General features: G+C 44.9%; 18 protein-coding genes. 9 read left to right on the top strand and 9 right to left on the bottom strand.

Annotated elements, in window-relative coordinates:
- Positions 1-40: 40 nt before the first annotated feature.
- Together HW988_RS14460 and HW988_RS14455 are read left to right on the top strand one after the other, a co-directional pair.
- On the top strand, positions 41-1489 hold the full coding sequence (locus tag HW988_RS14460; protein ID WP_220128752.1) for a hypothetical protein: 1449 nt from the start codon (positions 41-43) through the stop codon (positions 1487-1489).
- 11 nt (positions 1490-1500) lie between these two features.
- Positions 1501-2583, top strand: a complete 1083-nt coding sequence (locus HW988_RS14455) for a hypothetical protein (protein WP_181604920.1) — start codon at positions 1501-1503, stop codon at positions 2581-2583.
- Between the two features lie 19 nt (positions 2584-2602).
- Here the strand turns inward: HW988_RS14455 and HW988_RS14450 are convergent, their stop codons facing one another.
- Together HW988_RS14450 and HW988_RS14445 are read right to left on the bottom strand one after the other, a co-directional pair.
- On the bottom strand, positions 2603-3229 hold the full coding sequence (locus HW988_RS14450) for a hypothetical protein (protein ID WP_220128751.1): 627 nt from the start codon (positions 3227-3229) through the stop codon (positions 2603-2605).
- 21 nt (positions 3230-3250) lie between these two features.
- Positions 3251-4294, bottom strand: coding sequence for a hypothetical protein (locus HW988_RS14445; protein ID WP_181604918.1), 1044 nt, complete (start codon positions 4292-4294; stop codon positions 3251-3253).
- An 86-nt stretch (positions 4295-4380) separates the two neighbouring features.
- On the opposite strand from HW988_RS14445, the gene HW988_RS14440 reads away from it, so the two are divergent.
- Both HW988_RS14440 and HW988_RS14435 read left to right on the top strand, forming a co-directional pair.
- Positions 4381-5370: a type II secretion system protein gene (locus HW988_RS14440; protein WP_181604917.1), complete on the top strand. Its 990-nt coding sequence runs from the start codon at positions 4381-4383 to the stop codon at positions 5368-5370.
- A complete protein-coding gene (locus tag HW988_RS14435) occupies positions 5367-6296 on the top strand; it encodes a prepilin-type N-terminal cleavage/methylation domain-containing protein (RefSeq protein ID WP_181604916.1) in 930 nt (309 codons plus the stop codon). Before HW988_RS14440 ends, HW988_RS14435 begins: the two co-directional genes overlap by 4 nt.
- Position 6297: 1 nt before the next feature.
- On the opposite strand, the gene HW988_RS14430 is transcribed toward HW988_RS14435, so the two are convergent.
- Positions 6298-6486, bottom strand: coding sequence for a hypothetical protein (locus tag HW988_RS14430; protein WP_181604915.1), 189 nt, complete (start codon positions 6484-6486; stop codon positions 6298-6300).
- 254 nt (positions 6487-6740) lie between these two features.
- On the opposite strand from HW988_RS14430, the gene HW988_RS14425 reads away from it, so the two are divergent.
- The 4 genes from HW988_RS14425 to HW988_RS14410 are packed head-to-tail and all read left to right on the top strand — an operon-like array spanning position 6741 to position 10566.
- Positions 6741-7862: a thiamine pyrophosphate-dependent dehydrogenase E1 component subunit alpha gene (locus HW988_RS14425; RefSeq protein ID WP_181604914.1), complete on the top strand. Its 1122-nt coding sequence runs from the start codon at positions 6741-6743 to the stop codon at positions 7860-7862.
- Complete coding sequence (locus tag HW988_RS14420; protein ID WP_181604913.1) at positions 7862-8917, top strand: alpha-ketoacid dehydrogenase subunit beta; 1056 nt, start codon at positions 7862-7864, stop codon at positions 8915-8917. Before HW988_RS14425 ends, HW988_RS14420 begins: the two co-directional genes overlap by 1 nt.
- 2 nt (positions 8918-8919) lie before the next feature.
- Complete coding sequence (locus HW988_RS14415) at positions 8920-9759, top strand: class I SAM-dependent methyltransferase (protein WP_181604912.1); 840 nt, start codon at positions 8920-8922, stop codon at positions 9757-9759.
- Positions 9760-9795: 36 nt separating this feature from the next.
- Complete coding sequence (locus HW988_RS14410; protein ID WP_181604911.1) at positions 9796-10566, top strand: ABC transporter substrate-binding protein; 771 nt, start codon at positions 9796-9798, stop codon at positions 10564-10566.
- Here the strand turns inward: HW988_RS14410 and pyrE are convergent.
- The 3 genes from pyrE to HW988_RS14395 all read right to left on the bottom strand — a co-directional run bounded on the left by pyrE (position 10563) and on the right by HW988_RS14395 (position 12512).
- Positions 10563-11081 carry an orotate phosphoribosyltransferase gene (pyrE, locus tag HW988_RS14405; RefSeq protein ID WP_181604910.1) on the bottom strand — a complete coding sequence of 173 codons (519 nt, stop codon included), beginning with the start codon at positions 11079-11081 and terminating at the stop codon, positions 10563-10565. The two genes, HW988_RS14410 and pyrE, sit on opposite strands and share 4 nt — an antisense overlap.
- 70 nt (positions 11082-11151) lie before the next feature.
- Positions 11152-11466 carry a divalent-cation tolerance protein CutA gene (gene cutA, locus HW988_RS14400; RefSeq protein ID WP_181604909.1) on the bottom strand — a complete coding sequence of 105 codons (315 nt, stop codon included), beginning with the start codon at positions 11464-11466 and terminating at the stop codon, positions 11152-11154.
- 5 nt (positions 11467-11471) lie between these two features.
- On the bottom strand, positions 11472-12512 hold the full coding sequence (locus HW988_RS14395) for a CNNM domain-containing protein (RefSeq protein ID WP_181604908.1): 1041 nt from the start codon (positions 12510-12512) through the stop codon (positions 11472-11474).
- A 229-nt stretch (positions 12513-12741) separates the two neighbouring features.
- Between HW988_RS14395 and HW988_RS14390 the strand changes: the two genes are divergently transcribed.
- Entirely contained in the window at positions 12742-13524 is a 783-nt protein-coding gene (locus HW988_RS14390) for a dienelactone hydrolase family protein (RefSeq protein WP_181604907.1), read from the top strand.
- 51 nt (positions 13525-13575) lie between these two features.
- Here the strand turns inward: HW988_RS14390 and HW988_RS14385 are convergent, their stop codons facing one another.
- The 3 genes from HW988_RS14385 to HW988_RS14375 are packed head-to-tail and all read right to left on the bottom strand — an operon-like array spanning position 13576 to position 14956.
- Positions 13576-13902 (bottom strand): hypothetical protein, encoded by a 327-nt coding sequence (locus tag HW988_RS14385; protein ID WP_181604906.1) that lies wholly within the window; start codon positions 13900-13902, stop codon positions 13576-13578.
- A 9-nt stretch (positions 13903-13911) separates the two neighbouring features.
- The gene (locus HW988_RS14380; RefSeq protein WP_181604905.1) at positions 13912-14409 is read right to left on the bottom strand and encodes a hypothetical protein; all 498 of its coding nucleotides are present in this window, start codon (positions 14407-14409) and stop codon (positions 13912-13914) included.
- Positions 14410-14425: 16 nt separating this feature from the next.
- Positions 14426-14956 (bottom strand): hypothetical protein, encoded by a 531-nt coding sequence (locus HW988_RS14375; protein WP_181604904.1) that lies wholly within the window; start codon positions 14954-14956, stop codon positions 14426-14428.
- Between the last annotated feature and the right edge of the window lie 77 nt (positions 14957-15033).

Below are 15033 nucleotides of genomic sequence, written 5' to 3'. Positions count from 1 at the left end.
GTTCACTGGATTGGAACTATAGATCGAAAGGCTTATAGAAATGAATTGGCTTGGGATCTCTGCAAAAGCTTTTGGCAGGGTCGTGACAGTTGTTGTCACGGGGTGCTTCCTATTTGCCGGGGCTGTGGCTCATGCTGGCCCGTCTGAGGCTTTGGCGGGACTTGAGAGGTTTGTTGGGCGTATTAATACTTATTCTAAGGTTATGAGACTTGAGAGGGTTTCTTCGCTTTCGGGTGGGAAACACTCTGAAGTGGTAATGGCTATGGAGAATTCTCGGCCTACTTATGTGCTTCGTTATGATGACGTGGCGCTGACTCAGCCTGAATATTTGGTTCGCTCGATGGCTTTTATTCAGACGGTTTATATGAACCTTTCTGCTAGTTATGGGCGCATGGAGCTTTTCTATAATGCCGAACATGGCAGTCGTGCAGCCCAGGCGGATAAGCAGTATCAGGAAGTTCGATTTTCTTATTCTGTAAATTCTGTGAAATATGCAAAGTCATTCCTTGCCGACGCGACGGATAACCTTGATGCCAAGGTTGATGCGGTTATGGGGAATTATGAAGCGGAGAAAGAGTATACTAAAAAACTTGTCGATCAGGCCTTTAAAGAAGTGCGCGCTAAAGATCGCAAACTTTTAAAGGATCGGTCCGAGTCGAGAATCCTGGATACCTTGGAAGCGCAGGAATTGAAACTGAATGATCTGGTTCTTAAGAATGATCGTGCGGGAGTTGCAAACATGCTTGAGGCCTATTTGCCTTGGAGTGTGATGGAGCCCTTTGAAGCGAATGTTTGGAAGTCCTGGCTTCAGGCGATTCGTTCACCAGATCTGACGAATGCTGTGGTCGCAGTTCGCGGCGTTGATTACGAGACAGACAAGGTTCAACGAATGACTTTGCCCGATGGTTCAGAGCGATTGGGATTCTTTTCTACCGTCTTAACCAAGAATCAAGGCAGCTATACTCGTCGTCTTCGTTCTTTGACGACGAATCGTCAACAAGCTGACGCTGATGATGCGGCTCCGACGAAATTGCTTACGAATCAGTATTGGAATCACTCGGGAGACCCTCGGGCATCGAGCTTTATTTCATTCAGTCTGGATCCTCAGGTGGTCGCGGGATTCGTGGGTGCACCTAAGTTTCGTAAAAATAAAATTGAAGCGGGTGGTGGAATTCTTGCCGTTCGTATCGACAGTCGTCGCTTATTCCCGAATATGAGTTCTGGGTTGGCGGGAGAGGTCGAGTATCTGGCTCCTTTGATTATTTTCCCGGATGAAGTGGTCTCGTATAAAGAGGTCGTCAGCTATCAAGACAGTGCGGCAGTGATTGAAGCCGTAGTGGAAGAAGTGAAAGCGAAAACTGGAATCACCTTGACAGAACAAAGCGGCAGCATGGCAGAGGAGCGCTTCCAAAAAGCTGGTGGCGAGGCTTTTAAACGCCAACTGGAACCTAAAAGTAATATTCTTATGTGTTCGAAAGTTTTTAACTAAGGAATATCTATATGAAGAATGCGAACAAAGCAGTTAAGATTTTAGGAAGTACACTGATTCTATTGACGTCCTTATCAGCATGGGCTGAGGGGCCGCAGTGCAGTCAGATCTTTTCTTCGCAAGTTCGCTTTACCATCAAAGAAGACGGAGTAACCGCCAAAGAAGTCGATGTCTTCCGTAAAGTGGTCGATGATTTGAATTCACATTTGGGTGGCTTGGTTACACCACAAAATGCAGAAATTCTAGTTTATAAGAAGCACTCAAGTCCTGCGGCGAATCCCTTTCAGAAGACGGTGGTGGCGGGAGTTCACTACAAGCGCACACATAACAATAAGGAGTATTTGAAGACTCCGAATTTTTCTATTCCTATTCTTGCCCACGAATATGGCCATTTAATTTTCATGGAAAATTATGGGCGGGTGGAGCCTCGTTGGACGGAAGCTATTGAGAGTTATCAAGAGGTTAAAGTCCTGCGTGCGAAACGTGCTAGCTTGCAAAATGAGAATAACGAGCTTTCAGATAAAGCCAACTCGTTCAAAATTAAGAATGAACCAGTGCCAGCCGAAATCACAGATCGCATGGCTGCGGTCGCTCGCGAAATTCAGGAGTTGCAGCAAAAAGACCAGGAACTAATGACCAAGTTCTATGAGGTTTGGGATAATAATACCGCTTATAATGAATTCTTCGCAGATGTCGTTGCTGTTATGTACACAGGGAAATCTGATTCCGTGTCCAAGGCGGTGGCATTCGCCACCGATCTGCAAAATACACGAAATAAAAAATTCATGAAGCAATCTGCGGAGCAACGTGATTTTGAAAATCATCGCGACCACGATGTGGATATGGAAGGTCACAACTTCTTTTCAATCTCTCGTGACGACATCTGGGATTCTTACTTGGCAAGCCCAACATATCGTAAAGAAAAAGCCACGGTCATGATGGAAGCAGTCTTTGCAGCCGTTGCCAAAGAAAATTCCTATAAGATTGATCACCCGGAAATTAAATTCGAAGACAACTGGAAGATGTACAACAAGCGCCTGAGCGATGCGATTGATGCAGAGATGTCAGCGCGCGGAATTCAAAAATTGAAATAGTCCAAGCGCACTTTTGCATTTAAAAATGACGGATTTTATAATAGCAAAGTGCGCCGATAGCTGTACTGGCCGCGATCCAAAGATAACCTTTCCAGGTTCCCTTAAGGTCTGCATCGCTCAATTCCATTTGAGAAAAGACCGCGATCACCAAATAGTACCAAGCAAACAATCCCCAGGAAAAAGATGGGTAATTTACAAAGCGGGGGTTGTGGGCAAATATTTTTCCTCCGGGAATCCAGTAATAGAAAACAGCGACACAGATCAGTGGGCCAATGATCAAAGGGGCGATTCCGATGAACAGCTCACCCATCTTAATCCAAATTTTAAAAGGCCAGATGACTGAACGTGGCCTGCTGACCACATGTCCGTGAGAACCATCTTTGGCTTTCCAATCAAATAGTTTAATGTCTTCGATCTGGTGAAGAAAAAGAAAAGCAGCAACAGCATGACTGATTTCGTGAATCATGATTCCCGGAGAGAATATCAGCATGAAGGCATTCGGTCCCAGCCACTGTGAAATTTTCGTACGCAGAATAATAGAAATGTGATGAAGAACGAATCCCAGGGCTAAGAATGCGGCTGAATACTTAAGCAAAGTCCAAAGGGTATTTAGCCCAAAAACAAGTGATGGATATGTGTTCGTCATGATTCCAATAGAATAGGATTTCTATTGGGTCGAGGCAAGATAGGTCAGAATTATCTGGCGAACCTGGTCCATGATAAAGGCCGCATCATCAGGACCGCCTTGATAGTTCATGGCTCCCATACTCATTTTAACTTCGGTAGGACCCGCAGTGATATTAAAAGAGCCCAGTGAACATGACAGAGTCGACCCGGTGAATTTAGCGGCTTGGGGAGTCTGCACGCAAGATTTAACCATGTTTTCCCAGGATTTCCATTGCGGTGGTTGGGGGTATGCAGAGGCGGCGAGTTTTGGTACCTCCGGCATTTCAGCTTCTTTCGATTCCGTTTGTTCTTTCTGCTCTACGGCCGAGTCGATGCTATTTTGCAGATCCGTGATCTGATTCATCACGCAAGTACCGGAAGGCAACATTGCTTCGTTTAAATTCGCACAATTGATATTAAACGAGCATTTCTTGCTGGCAGTATCAAAAGCTCCTCCCAATTGCAGGCACAATGTTTGTCCCGCAGAATCGGAAGTGTCGCACGAAACTATTTTTTGATTTTTATCGATTAAAAAATGTAACGGTATATCTGTGAAAGTTTGATTCGAACCCATGGTTGTTTTTAGCTTTTGATAGCGAATGCGAATTTTTGCATCCAATGCCAACGGTGCCGTGGCAGAATTTTTATTTGCAGTATAGGCTGCCCAGTCCGCGGGTGCGGTCTCAATAGCAATTGTTGTAATCTTTAAGTCACGTGTTCCCAGCACCTGATCTGCCTCGAGCAAATGTTCGTCTGCTTGTCCCTTAATACTGCTCAAGTTGAGACGACCGTTCTGATCCAAGACGGCATCAGTAAAATTCTTGTTACAAGAATTCCCATTTTGAAGTGCTGACTTTACCATGCCTTCGATCTTCATCTGACTGACTTTTGTAAGTGCGAGCGTGTTGAGATTGAAGGAGTCGTTCAATGACGTCATCAGCGATAATCCAAAGACCAACATGATAGTGGACAGCACCAGAACGCTGACCAGAATCGAACCATTCTCCGAGTTCACTGGAAACGTGTGTTTTGAAACAGTTTTCATGAGCGGCCCTCACTGCTATTCTTTTCGGAAAGTGAACAATATTTCTAAATCAAACTTTGGTTGTTTCAGAAAAGAGAAATATGCACATGGGAAACATCAGTGGAAAATCTGGTTATACATTAATAGAAGTATTAGTGAGTTTAGCTCTGGTGGCGATTCTTGTCGGCGCCCTGGGGGCGATCTTTCAGACATCCTTTAAAGGCGCAAATTTAGTAGAGATGCGCAACTCCGCTGCAAATTTGAATTTGTCCTGGCAGCAAAGTCTAACGAATCCTGAAATCTGCGAAAAGAATTTTAAGAACATGAGTTTTAGTGAAACCGGCAATACCTCTGCTGAAAAGTTCGTGGATATGGGTAACAAGCCATTGCTGGCGCCGGGAATTAAATCGCCAGTGAATGATTTGTTGGTGCAAACGGTGCAAGCCAAAGTTCGTGAAGAAGATTGGAAACATTTCAAAGATGCGCAATCGGGCCTGGGTACCAATAATTATATTGCGAATATCGATATTCAAATTGAATTGGAAAGACAAAAAGAACAGATCTCTTCTAGATCAAACTCCTTGGCGGTTTCGGTTCCGGTCTATTTAAATGCCGCGGGTGTCGTGGTGGGGTGTCTGTCGTCTCAGGCGGATATGGTGGCTAATGCCCAGCAAGTCGCTTGTGAACAATTGGGCGGCGTTTTTGATATCGCAACATCACAATGTAATTTTAAGCAAGACTGCGCCAGTATTCCTGCAAACTCGGCGGTATCGAAAGAGTGCTTTGATAAATTAACGGCGGGACTTTCTGATCAGCTGAAAGATTTAAACAGTACTCCAACGGCGGCCGTCGTGAAAGGCCTGCAAGGCACAATCAAAGACTGCCTTGCAAATTCACAAGGCGCCGTGGTGGCCACAGACAAAACCACATGTCAGCTGGGTAGTACTAATTTTTCTGCAACACCAACGGAATTTTCTTACACTCAAGGGGCAACCAATTACACTTTGTCAGATCCCGTTTTGGCGAAATACCTGTTTGAACTGGTCATAAAATATCAAACCGATGGTTTAATGAAAATAACCGTGGGGGCAAAATGAGAATAAAGCAAAACGGTTTCTCGATCATTGAACTGTTGGCAGCTATCGCCCTGGTGGCCTTGGTGACATTAGGTCTGGCAACGGTGCTTAAGATTTCCAAAGATTCAAATGCTCTGGCGGCTAATAAGCTCAGCGAATCTGATCTTATGAATAACACCATGGTCAGTATCTACACCCGAAAGTCCTGTGATGCTTCTTTTAAAGGAAGAACCTTGGACGAGAAGGGGACGCTGTTGGTGGATAATGTTCAAGATGGTAACGGTGCTGACATCATCAGAAACGGCATGAAATTAGAACAAGAAAAACACAGCGTAAAGTCCCTGCGTTTGTACGCGACGGAAGAAAGCTGGAAGGAATTTAACGCTCATAGCTTTGCTTCCCCTGACGAAGTGGTTCCCTTAAATGCCAACCTTGAAATCGTCTTTGACCGGCCTCACAAGGAATTAATTCATGAAACCAAATCGCAAACCATTTCATTTCCGATTTCAGTTAATCAGGCCCGTCTGATCAGTCAGTGCAACGGTGGTGATGGCAATAACTATCAGGATGTACTAAAAAGTGCTTGCCTGGGGTTTGGCGGCGTCTTTGACACTAAAACCGGCCAATGCACAGCCTCTCAGGATTGCTCACAAGTTTCTGCCAACGCACCCGTCAGTCAAAAATGTGTTGCTGAAAAACTTAAATCTCTGAAAAGCCAACTTGCCGGAAAACCTAAATCCAGCTTTATGATCGGTTCGATCAAAGAATGCTTCGCAAGTCCTTATTCCCAGAAAAGTCGAACGGCAACGGGATTCAGTTGTGTTTCAGGTTCCTTTAACGCCAAGGCTGAAAACGGAGTTTTCACTTTTACCTATGGTTCAATGAATTACTCCGTCACTCAGGCCGACCAATATAAGCAAATCGTTGATACGGTCGCGACGTTTTAGGTCATTTGCTAAAAACCTGTTTTGCCTTCATCACGGCTGCGGCTGCTTTTTCAGAGCTGATACACGCTTTTTGCGCATACTCGTCAGCTTTTTGACCCAACTCCCAAATCGCCTGAGTGATTTCTTGCATTGTCAGGTTTTGCATTCTTTTAGTTTCATAGACGGCACTTGATTCGTATCTGTAAGCCATAACGTCCTCCAGTAAGTACATTCTAGCCCTGGAGTGTTGAAGCAATGTTGAAGTTCTCAGCTTGAAGCATCACATACGGGAAACTGACTTAAATTTTAGGTCTCAAATCGGCTATATGCTGCTTCCTGCAGCAGGTTCCTGAGGGATTTTTACTAATTGCGTCAATTGGGGTGAAAAAGGCAGACAATCTGACCTGTTCTCGCTTAGATAGGGGCCTTGATTTATGTGACTAAAAACCGTGGAGAACTGAGTACATGTCTAAAAAGACCACTGTAAAACCAGCTGCCAAAAAGAACGCTTCTGCGAAAGCAAAAGCACCGGCAAAAGCTGCGAATAAATCCGCTGCGAAGTCTTCAAAAAAAGCAGCTCCGAAAAAATCTGATTTCGGTGGCTTGTCTGAAGAACTTTTGTTGAGCATGCACGACCTGATGGTCAAATCCCGCGTTCTAGAAGAACGTGTTATCAAAATCTACAAAGCCGGTGAAGGTTACTTCTGGATCGGTGGCCCGGGCGAGGAAGCATTCGGAGTTCCACTTGGTTTATTGGCTCGTAAGGGTAAAGGCCTTGAATACGACTGGTTCCATTTGCACTACCGTTGTACGCCAACGATGGTGGCACTTGGTATGCCAATGATCGAAGCGGTTCGTTTGATGATGAACCGTGTGACAGATCCATCTACGGGTGGTCGTAACTTCGCAGGTCACTATTGTTTCCCTCAGTGGAACGTGGCTCCCGTTACTTCTCCTATCGAAGTTCAATATCCAATCGCTTGCGGAACAGCTCACGCACAAAAACGCGCGGGTCACAAATCGATCTCGATCGTAACCGGCGGTGATGCTGGTACGGCAGAGGGCGAATTTGCAACATGCTTGGTATGGTCTTCTCGTAAAGGCCAAGAATTGCCAGTGTTGATCACTGTGCAAAACAATGGCTTCGGTATTTCGACTCCATACGAAGGTCAACACGGTGAGACTCATATCGCAGACCGCGCGAAAGCTTTCAATATCCGCTCTCGTGTGATCGATGGTACAAATCCTGTCGAGACATATATCGCTTTGAAGGAAGAAATGGATTACATCCGCAAAACGGGTAAGCCGTCTTTCCTGGAAGTGAAAACGACTCGTTTGTACGGTCACTCGTCTGCAGACGGTGCGAACCGTAAGACAGATCTGTTCGATCCGGTTTACAAGTTCCAAGAAAAATTGATCGCTGCTGGTATCTTGACTGAAAAAGCTGCGCAAAAGATTTGGGAGATCTACGAGGAAGAAGGCGTAAAAGCGCAAGAACAAGCTCGTAGTGAAGGTGGTCCAACTCCTGAATCCGTTTGGGATCATGTATTCGTGAATAATGAAAATGCTGATTGGAGAAAATTCTAATGGCAAGTGTAGCTCAAGCAATCAGAATGGCCCTTCACTACGGTGAAAAACACATGGGCGTTAAAGACATCTTCGGTCAGGACGTGGGCGCTCCATTGGGTGGCGTCTTCACGGCGACTCAAGGTTTGAAAACAGCCTGGAACACTCCACTGGACGAGCGTGGTATCATCAGCATGGCGATGGGTATCGCAATGACAGGTGATAAGTGCGTGGCTGAAATCCAGTTCGCAGATTATATTTTCAACACGATCGATCTTTTGAAAATCGCCGGCAACACTTTGTGGTGTACAAACGGTCAAGTTCAATTGCCAATGGTTGTGATGACTCCGGTCGGAGCAGGGATCTTTGGATCCGTTTACCACTCTCACTCTTTCGACGCCTGGGCATCTCGTTTGCCAGGTTGGAAGATTGTGATGCCTTCCAATCCTTTGGACGCTTACGGTTTGATGTTGGCAGCCATTGAAGATCCAAATCCGGTTCTTTATTTGAAGTCTAAAGCTTTGATGCGCCATAAAGGTGACGAGTTGATCCCTGGTGAGCCAGAGGACGAAAAAACTTTGAAAGCAATGATCGATAAGCCAGTTCAAAACTCTCAAGGTTGGAAAGCGAAATGGCCTGAACTTGAAAAGTACATCGTACCAATCGGTAAAGGTAAGATCACTCACGAAGGTCAACACATCACTGTCGTTACCTACAGCCGCATGGTGCACCTGTGTGATGACGTCGCTAAGAAATTGGCTGACGAGGGCATCTCGGTGGAAGTGATCGATTTGCGTTCGATCTATCCATACGACTGGCAGATGATTAAATCATCTGTTGAAAAAACAGGTCGTGTGTTGTTCGTGAACGAAGACACTGAAGTGACGAACTTCGGCGAGCATTTGGCTTACAGAACAACTCAAGAGTGCTTTTACTCGTTGATGGCGCGTCCTCGAGTGCTTGCAGGTAAAAACTTGCCAGGTATTGGTTTGCATCCAAATCTAGAAAAAAATTCTGTGCCTCAACACCACGACATCGAAACAGCGATTCGCGAAATCGTTGCAGAGGTTCCGTAATCATGTTGAAGGGAGTCGGTCACAGAAAAAAAGTTCGTCGTAAAGTTTCAAAGAAAACTGGAAAAACTCAGTTTGATAAATACGAACTGTACAGCAAAGCTGTGCAGTCGGCTGAAAACGATGTGGTTTTCATTCGCAATACTTACAAGGAGCTTAAGAAAAAAGCTCCGCGAATTTTCCGTGAGGACTTCTGCGGTACATTTGCGCTTTCTACAGAGTGGATTAAGTTGGACCCGAAACATCAATCTATTGGTGTGGATTTGGATCCAGAACCGATTGCTTACGGTAAAACTCACTATTTGTCTAAGCTAAGACCTGAGCAACAAAAGCGTATGAAAGTTATTGAAGGCAACGTGATGGATCCTAGTCTGGAAAAGGCTGACATCATCGCTGCGATGAACTTCTCTTACTTCTGTTTTAAACAAAGATGGATGCTGAAAAACTACTTTGCGAACGCTTATAAAACGTTGAGCAAAGACGGTATCTTCCTGGTGGATGTGTTCGGTGGCAGTCAATGCTATGACGCTATCGAAGACAGAATGAAGCACAAAGATTTCACGTACTATTGGGATCAGACGAACTTTGACCCAGTGACGAACAATGCTGTGTTCCATATTCACTTCCGCGTAGGTGGTAAGAAAATTGAACAGGTTTTCACTTACGACTGGCGTTTGTGGAGTATTTCCGAAATTCGCGAGATCATGCACGAAGTGGGCTTTGCAAAAAGTCACGTTTACTGGGAAGGGACCGCTAAAGATGGTTCCGGTGATGGTAATTTCACTCGCGTGGATCACGGTGAATCTTGTGAGTCTTGGATCGCCTACGTCGTTGCAGAAAAGTAAGGTGTAGACAAATGAGTCCTGCGCTATAAACAAATAATGTTTTTAAGTATTATGGTTTTTGCAGGATTCATGGCGACGGCCTCACCTGAGGTGGGACGTTCTAAAATCCAAATATATACAGTCGAAACGCCGCCAACTGTCGTGAAAAAAGCGGATGGGTTGGATGGTCTTGCGGGCGATTTTGGTAAACTGATCGCCGCCACTCTGAAAAAATCTGGAAAAGAAAAAGAATTCGAAATCGTTTGGGTGCCCTGGAAAAGGGCTCTGCTGGAAGTCGAAAGAAATCCTCAAGCGTTGTTTTTTCCTTTCACTCGAACGTTCGAGCGAGAATACAAATTTAATTGGATTGTCCACTTAGCCGATGTCGATTGCTGGTTGTACGCAGTCGATTCCAATATTCAAATCACTGATCTTAAAGATTTAAGAAAGTACCGTATCGGTGTTTTAAGTGGCAGTGCCCGAGAGCAAGAGCTGTTGCGCTATACAGGGAAGAGCTCCAAAGTCGAAGGCATGACCGAGGACCTCGCTAACTATCGAAAACTTCAGTCTGGAAGAATTGATATATGGGCAACTCATCCGGTGGTGATGGCCGAAGCCCAAAAGAATTTTATGGCCCAGGGAAAGTCAGCACGAGCCGTGCGATCTTTAAAAAAATTATTCTCGCAGAGTCTGTGGCTGGCTGGGAATCGTGACATGCCAGACACATCTCGCAACCTGGTACAGACCGTTTTCGGTTGGGGAGCAAAGCGCTCCCTCAAGTCACCACCACTTACAAGTGGGGATTTTCTCGGTGGAGCTTTGCTTTAGTTAAAATCGGCTTTCATAAAAAGCGGCGATAATGTCACGCCAATTTCCTGAAGCTTAGGCTCAGGGAATTGAGGGCCACGGTGAATCACACATAACACATGACTGATGCTTGCGCCAATGCCGCGCAAATCCGCCGTTGAAAGCACAACTTGGCCACCGGTTGTCACGACATCCTCGATCACCAAAACTTTTTTGCCTTTAAGATCCAGGCCTTCGGCGAACTGGCAGGTGCCGTACTCTTTGGCTTCTTTGCGAACAAAAGCGCAGGGAATGCCCGTTTCAAGGGACAAGGCTGTCGCGATTGGGATGCCTCCCATTTCTAGACCCGCAAGTATCTCTGTACCTGGAGGAATCAACGGCACCATTTGTTTGGCAATTTCACGAAGTAAAGCAGGTTGTGCTTCAAAGCGGTACTTATCAAAGTACTCGTTGGAAATCTGACCGGAGCGAAGTTTAAATTCCCCCGTTAAGTGAGCGACGTCATAGATTTTTTTTGCGAGTTCCGCACGAGTCATATTTCCTCCGGGCTGGTCTGCACTCCAGCTTTGCCGGAGTAGATATTACCTTCGGAAGTTAACTTTGGATTTATTTAAGACTTTGTTCAAGCCAGTTTTTAAAAGAATCGTTGATTGATGCGACGGGGAGAGCCATCACACAGGGAATTTCATAGGGATGAAGCTCTTTCACGCGGGATTCTAAATTTTTGTTTGCGTCAGAGCTTTCAAGAGTTTTTAGGATCAGAATATACTCGGAGCTTGTTTCTATTTTTCCCTCCCACCAGTACATCGAACTCATTCCGGGAATGATATTCGCACAACCGATAAGTTTCTCCTGTAAAAGAGTGCGACTGATATTTTCAGCACTCTTTTGATCAGGACAGGGAATGTAATAGATGATCATGGGGATTAGCTCTTACGAAGTTTTTGTTTGCGCAACTGCCATTGCTCTAAAGCGAACTTACGCATGTCTTCCACGGAATCAAGTTCATCGACGATTTCCACACCCAAAAGTGTTTCAACGGCGTCTTCCAGGCTTACCAGACCGGCAACGATACCGTACTCGTCCACGGCCAAAGCGATGTGCTCTTTTTCTTTGATAAAATAATCCAGGACTTGAGAAACCGTCATGCGTTCCGGGATCGAAGATATCGGAGTCACCAACTCGCCCACCAATTTTTCATGGAGGTCGTTGGAAAGGGCTTCGTGGATTTTATAACGGAAAGTCATACCCACAATATTGTCGAGACTGCCGTGATAAACTGGGATACGAGAAAAACGCAAAGGTTTGTACTTGTTAAAAACTTCCTCAACGGTCAGATCTTTTTCCAATGCAAAGAATACCGATCGGGGAGTCATGATGTCAGAGACGTAGATTTTATCTAGCATCAAAAGATTTTTGATAATGTTGGATTCTTTGCCTTTTAAGCTGCCTTCTTCGGCGCCCATTTCGGCGGTCATTAGAATTTCTTCACGTGTCACTTCAGGTTCTTCCGTGCGACGTTGAAACAAACGTCCCAACCATTCTGACATAATAACCAAAGGATAAAGGCAGATGATCATCAATTGAATCGTGTAAGCCGTGAAAGGAATCAACGTTTTCCAGTGAGCCGCTCCAATGGATTTTGGAATGATTTCAGACAAAACCAAAATCGCGAAGGTCAGAATGAACGAAGCGATAGTCACGGCTTTCTCGCCATAGATCGCTTGAACTTGGTAAGCAATGGCCGCAGAACCCAAGGTGTGTGAAAGAGTGTTCAATGTCAGGATCGCCGAAATAGGACGATCGAGGTTTTCTTTCAGGTGTTCCAAAAGTTTAGCACTGCGGCGGTTCTCGCGAACCAAGACGGCGATGTAAGCGGATGTGGAAGTCAATAGGGACGCTTCCAACAGTGAGCACACGAACGAAATAAGTAAGGTAACAATGACTAAGATGACTAATAACGACATAGTTGTTTATCTAAGTTGGTGAATGATGACGGGGAGAATTTTGTTGGCAATTGATAGGTGCCGAACCTGTGATATTCCATTGCGATTATAATAGCATACGCCGGAAGGAGGCTGTCTATAACGCATAGGGCTAGATTCCTCAGGTGTTCTTTATCAGAGCTGGCGAGTGACTTTTGACCTCATCAAGCGTTCCACTTAGACTTTTGTCATATACCAAGAGGAGTTTAGAATGTTTAAAGCACTTATATCCAGCATCGCTCTGATTCTGACGGTCACTTCCGCATCAGCGGCCCTTAAAACTGAAAATGTTGATTATAAAGAAGGCAAAGCCGCTCTTGAAGGTTATGTCGCTTATGATGACTCTGTAAAAACGCCGAGACCTGCGGTTTTGATTATCCATCAATGGATGGGCATCACTGAAAATGAAAAGATGCGCGCGCAGATGCTAGCTGAAAAAGGTTACGTGGTTTTAGCCGCTGATATCTATGGAAAAGGCATTCGTCCGACAACGATGGAAGAAGCGGGCAAGTTGGCAACTCAATATAAAAATGATCGCAAACTGTATCGTGCTCGCGGAATGGCGGCGTTCAACTGGCTTAAGAAAAATAAAATGGTCGATCCAAAACACATCGTCGTGATTGGTTATTGCTTTGGTGGAACGGGTGCTTTGGAACTGGGTCGTGAAGGAGCTCCCGCTGCGGGCTTCGTCAGCTTCCATGGTGGTTTGTCGAATCCAACTCCAAAGGATGCAAAAAACTTTAAAGCTCCGGTGCTGATTGCCCATGGGGCCTTGGATAAAAATGTGAATCCAGAGGTGATGCCGTTCATGAAAGAAATGGATGAAAACAAAGTCGATTACCAATTCATTTCTTATTCCGGCGCGGTTCACGCATTCACGCAAAAAGAGGCTGGGAATGATCCCAGTAAAGGCGTCGCTTACAATGAAAAAGCCGATCACAGATCCTGGGAAGTTTTCATGAACTTCCTGAATGAAGTCGCACCGATTAAATAGTTCTTTAAGATTGAAAAAGCCCGGTTTATCACCGGGCTTTTTTTTGAGCTGTTACTTTTCTTGAACGCTGTAAGGTTCGACGGAACCCTCTGAACCATCTGCTGGAACAATGAACTTGCCCCATACACAGTACTGATTGCCACGTTTCAGAACAGGTGATTTTTCAGACTTTGTTAGTTCAAATAGCAAAGTTCCCAAAATTCCTGGATTGTTAAGATATTGGTCGTCGGCTGGATTTGAATAAGCGCGTGATTCCGCAACAAATTCGTTTTCACTCACGGCAATCCCGCAGGCGACGGCGTTGACATGAGTTGCCGCTCCTGCGAAAGCTGACGAGCTGATGGCCATAGTAACTAGGGTCATAATTAATGTTTTCATTTTTTCTCCTTATTTGGACATTTCAGTAAGTAGTTGAACGAAAGCTTTTTTAGAAGGGGTAAAGTCCGAACCGTATCTGTAAACGTCTGCTTTGTAAGCGAAGTTTTCGGCTAGAATATCAATCACTTGATAGTTTGCGGCCGCAATCGCATCGAATGCTGCGACTCTGCTTTGAATCAATTCCCAGCAATCAGTTGCATACTGAGCTTTACAGGCTTCCAGACCTCTATCCAAAAGAATTGAACGAAGAATATCGTAACCAGGTCCATTCGCTGAGAGCTGTTTAATCGTTCTTTGCTCTGCTTTCACATATTCAACGCATTTATCTGCAGCCAGGTACGACACGCCACGGGTGTGGGATAGCTTATTGCAAAACTCGATATCTTTTTCTTGTAAGAACGAGGCGACAAGTTGCACGCGTTGTTGTTTTACGCTGCTGATTTCTGCTTTCGCAGAAATTGCGGAAAGGGATACTAAGAAGCCAAGGATCATATTTCTTGTTTTCATAAATTCTCCAATTTTTTTAGTTAACTTTTGCTAGTTCAGTAATGACTTGTAAAAATGAGTTTTGAAGGCTTACGCAGCTTTCACTGTGCAAAGCGCGGCAGTACGCAGATTTTTTTTCTTCAAGGTCTTTCAGGTGCAGGTCAACGGTTGAGATTTCTGATTTAGCAAGATCATCGAAAGACGAGACTTTGCTAAGAGCCACGTTCCAACAACCCTTTGCTTTTGCAGTTGCAAAATTATAGATCAATGAGCTGCAAAGTTTTTCACTGGCATCGATATACTCAGCACGAAGGATGTCGTAGCCCGGGCCTTTGTTCATCAGTTCCAAGATGATTCTGTTTTCAATTTTGAGAACGGCTTTACAAAGTTCAGGTCTTCCGGAGACCCTGAAGGACCACAGGGAATTACAGAACGCTTCGCCCTTTTCATTTAATAGGGAGGCAGAAAGCTGGACACGTTGAAGGCTGCCGTTGCCCTCAGACTGAGCTGAAGCAAGGCCAGAGAACGATATAATCGCTAAAGATAACAACATTTTAGAAAATTTCATAAATACTCCATGAGGTTATTGATGTATTGCGTTATATCCTCATTTTCCCAAATTGGGAATTTTAAATTCACGAAATG

Source organism: Bdellovibrio sp. KM01 (assembly GCF_013752535.1).
Classification (GTDB): Bacteria; Bdellovibrionota; Bdellovibrionia; order Bdellovibrionales; family Bdellovibrionaceae; genus Bdellovibrio.
The sequence above is the reverse complement of the archived record's forward strand: the minus strand, read 5'-3'. Positions and strand labels throughout refer to the sequence as shown.

Coding starts and splice junctions, on each gene's coding strand:
- HW988_RS14460 (WP_220128752.1), top strand. CDS start 41: ATGAATTGGCTTGGGATCTCTGCAAAAGCTTTTGGCAGGGTCGTGACA.
- HW988_RS14455 (WP_181604920.1), top strand. CDS start 1,501: ATGAAGAATGCGAACAAAGCAGTTAAGATTTTAGGAAGTACACTGATT.
- HW988_RS14450 (WP_220128751.1), bottom strand. CDS start 3,229: ATGACGAACACATATCCATCACTTGTTTTTGGGCTAAATACCCTTTGG.
- HW988_RS14445 (WP_181604918.1), bottom strand. CDS start 4,294: ATGAAAACTGTTTCAAAACACACGTTTCCAGTGAACTCGGAGAATGGT.
- HW988_RS14440 (WP_181604917.1), top strand. CDS start 4,381: ATGGGAAACATCAGTGGAAAATCTGGTTATACATTAATAGAAGTATTA.
- HW988_RS14435 (WP_181604916.1), top strand. CDS start 5,367: ATGAGAATAAAGCAAAACGGTTTCTCGATCATTGAACTGTTGGCAGCT.
- HW988_RS14430 (WP_181604915.1), bottom strand. CDS start 6,486: ATGGCTTACAGATACGAATCAAGTGCCGTCTATGAAACTAAAAGAATG.
- HW988_RS14425 (WP_181604914.1), top strand. CDS start 6,741: ATGTCTAAAAAGACCACTGTAAAACCAGCTGCCAAAAAGAACGCTTCT.
- HW988_RS14420 (WP_181604913.1), top strand. CDS start 7,862: ATGGCAAGTGTAGCTCAAGCAATCAGAATGGCCCTTCACTACGGTGAA.
- HW988_RS14415 (WP_181604912.1), top strand. CDS start 8,920: ATGTTGAAGGGAGTCGGTCACAGAAAAAAAGTTCGTCGTAAAGTTTCA.
- HW988_RS14410 (WP_181604911.1), top strand. CDS start 9,796: ATGTTTTTAAGTATTATGGTTTTTGCAGGATTCATGGCGACGGCCTCA.
- pyrE (WP_181604910.1), bottom strand. CDS start 11,081: ATGACTCGTGCGGAACTCGCAAAAAAAATCTATGACGTCGCTCACTTA.
- cutA (WP_181604909.1), bottom strand. CDS start 11,466: ATGATCATCTATTACATTCCCTGTCCTGATCAAAAGAGTGCTGAAAAT.
- HW988_RS14395 (WP_181604908.1), bottom strand. CDS start 12,512: ATGTCGTTATTAGTCATCTTAGTCATTGTTACCTTACTTATTTCGTTC.
- HW988_RS14390 (WP_181604907.1), top strand. CDS start 12,742: ATGTTTAAAGCACTTATATCCAGCATCGCTCTGATTCTGACGGTCACT.
- HW988_RS14385 (WP_181604906.1), bottom strand. CDS start 13,902: ATGAAAACATTAATTATGACCCTAGTTACTATGGCCATCAGCTCGTCA.
- HW988_RS14380 (WP_181604905.1), bottom strand. CDS start 14,409: ATGAAAACAAGAAATATGATCCTTGGCTTCTTAGTATCCCTTTCCGCA.
- HW988_RS14375 (WP_181604904.1), bottom strand. CDS start 14,956: ATGAAATTTTCTAAAATGTTGTTATCTTTAGCGATTATATCGTTCTCT.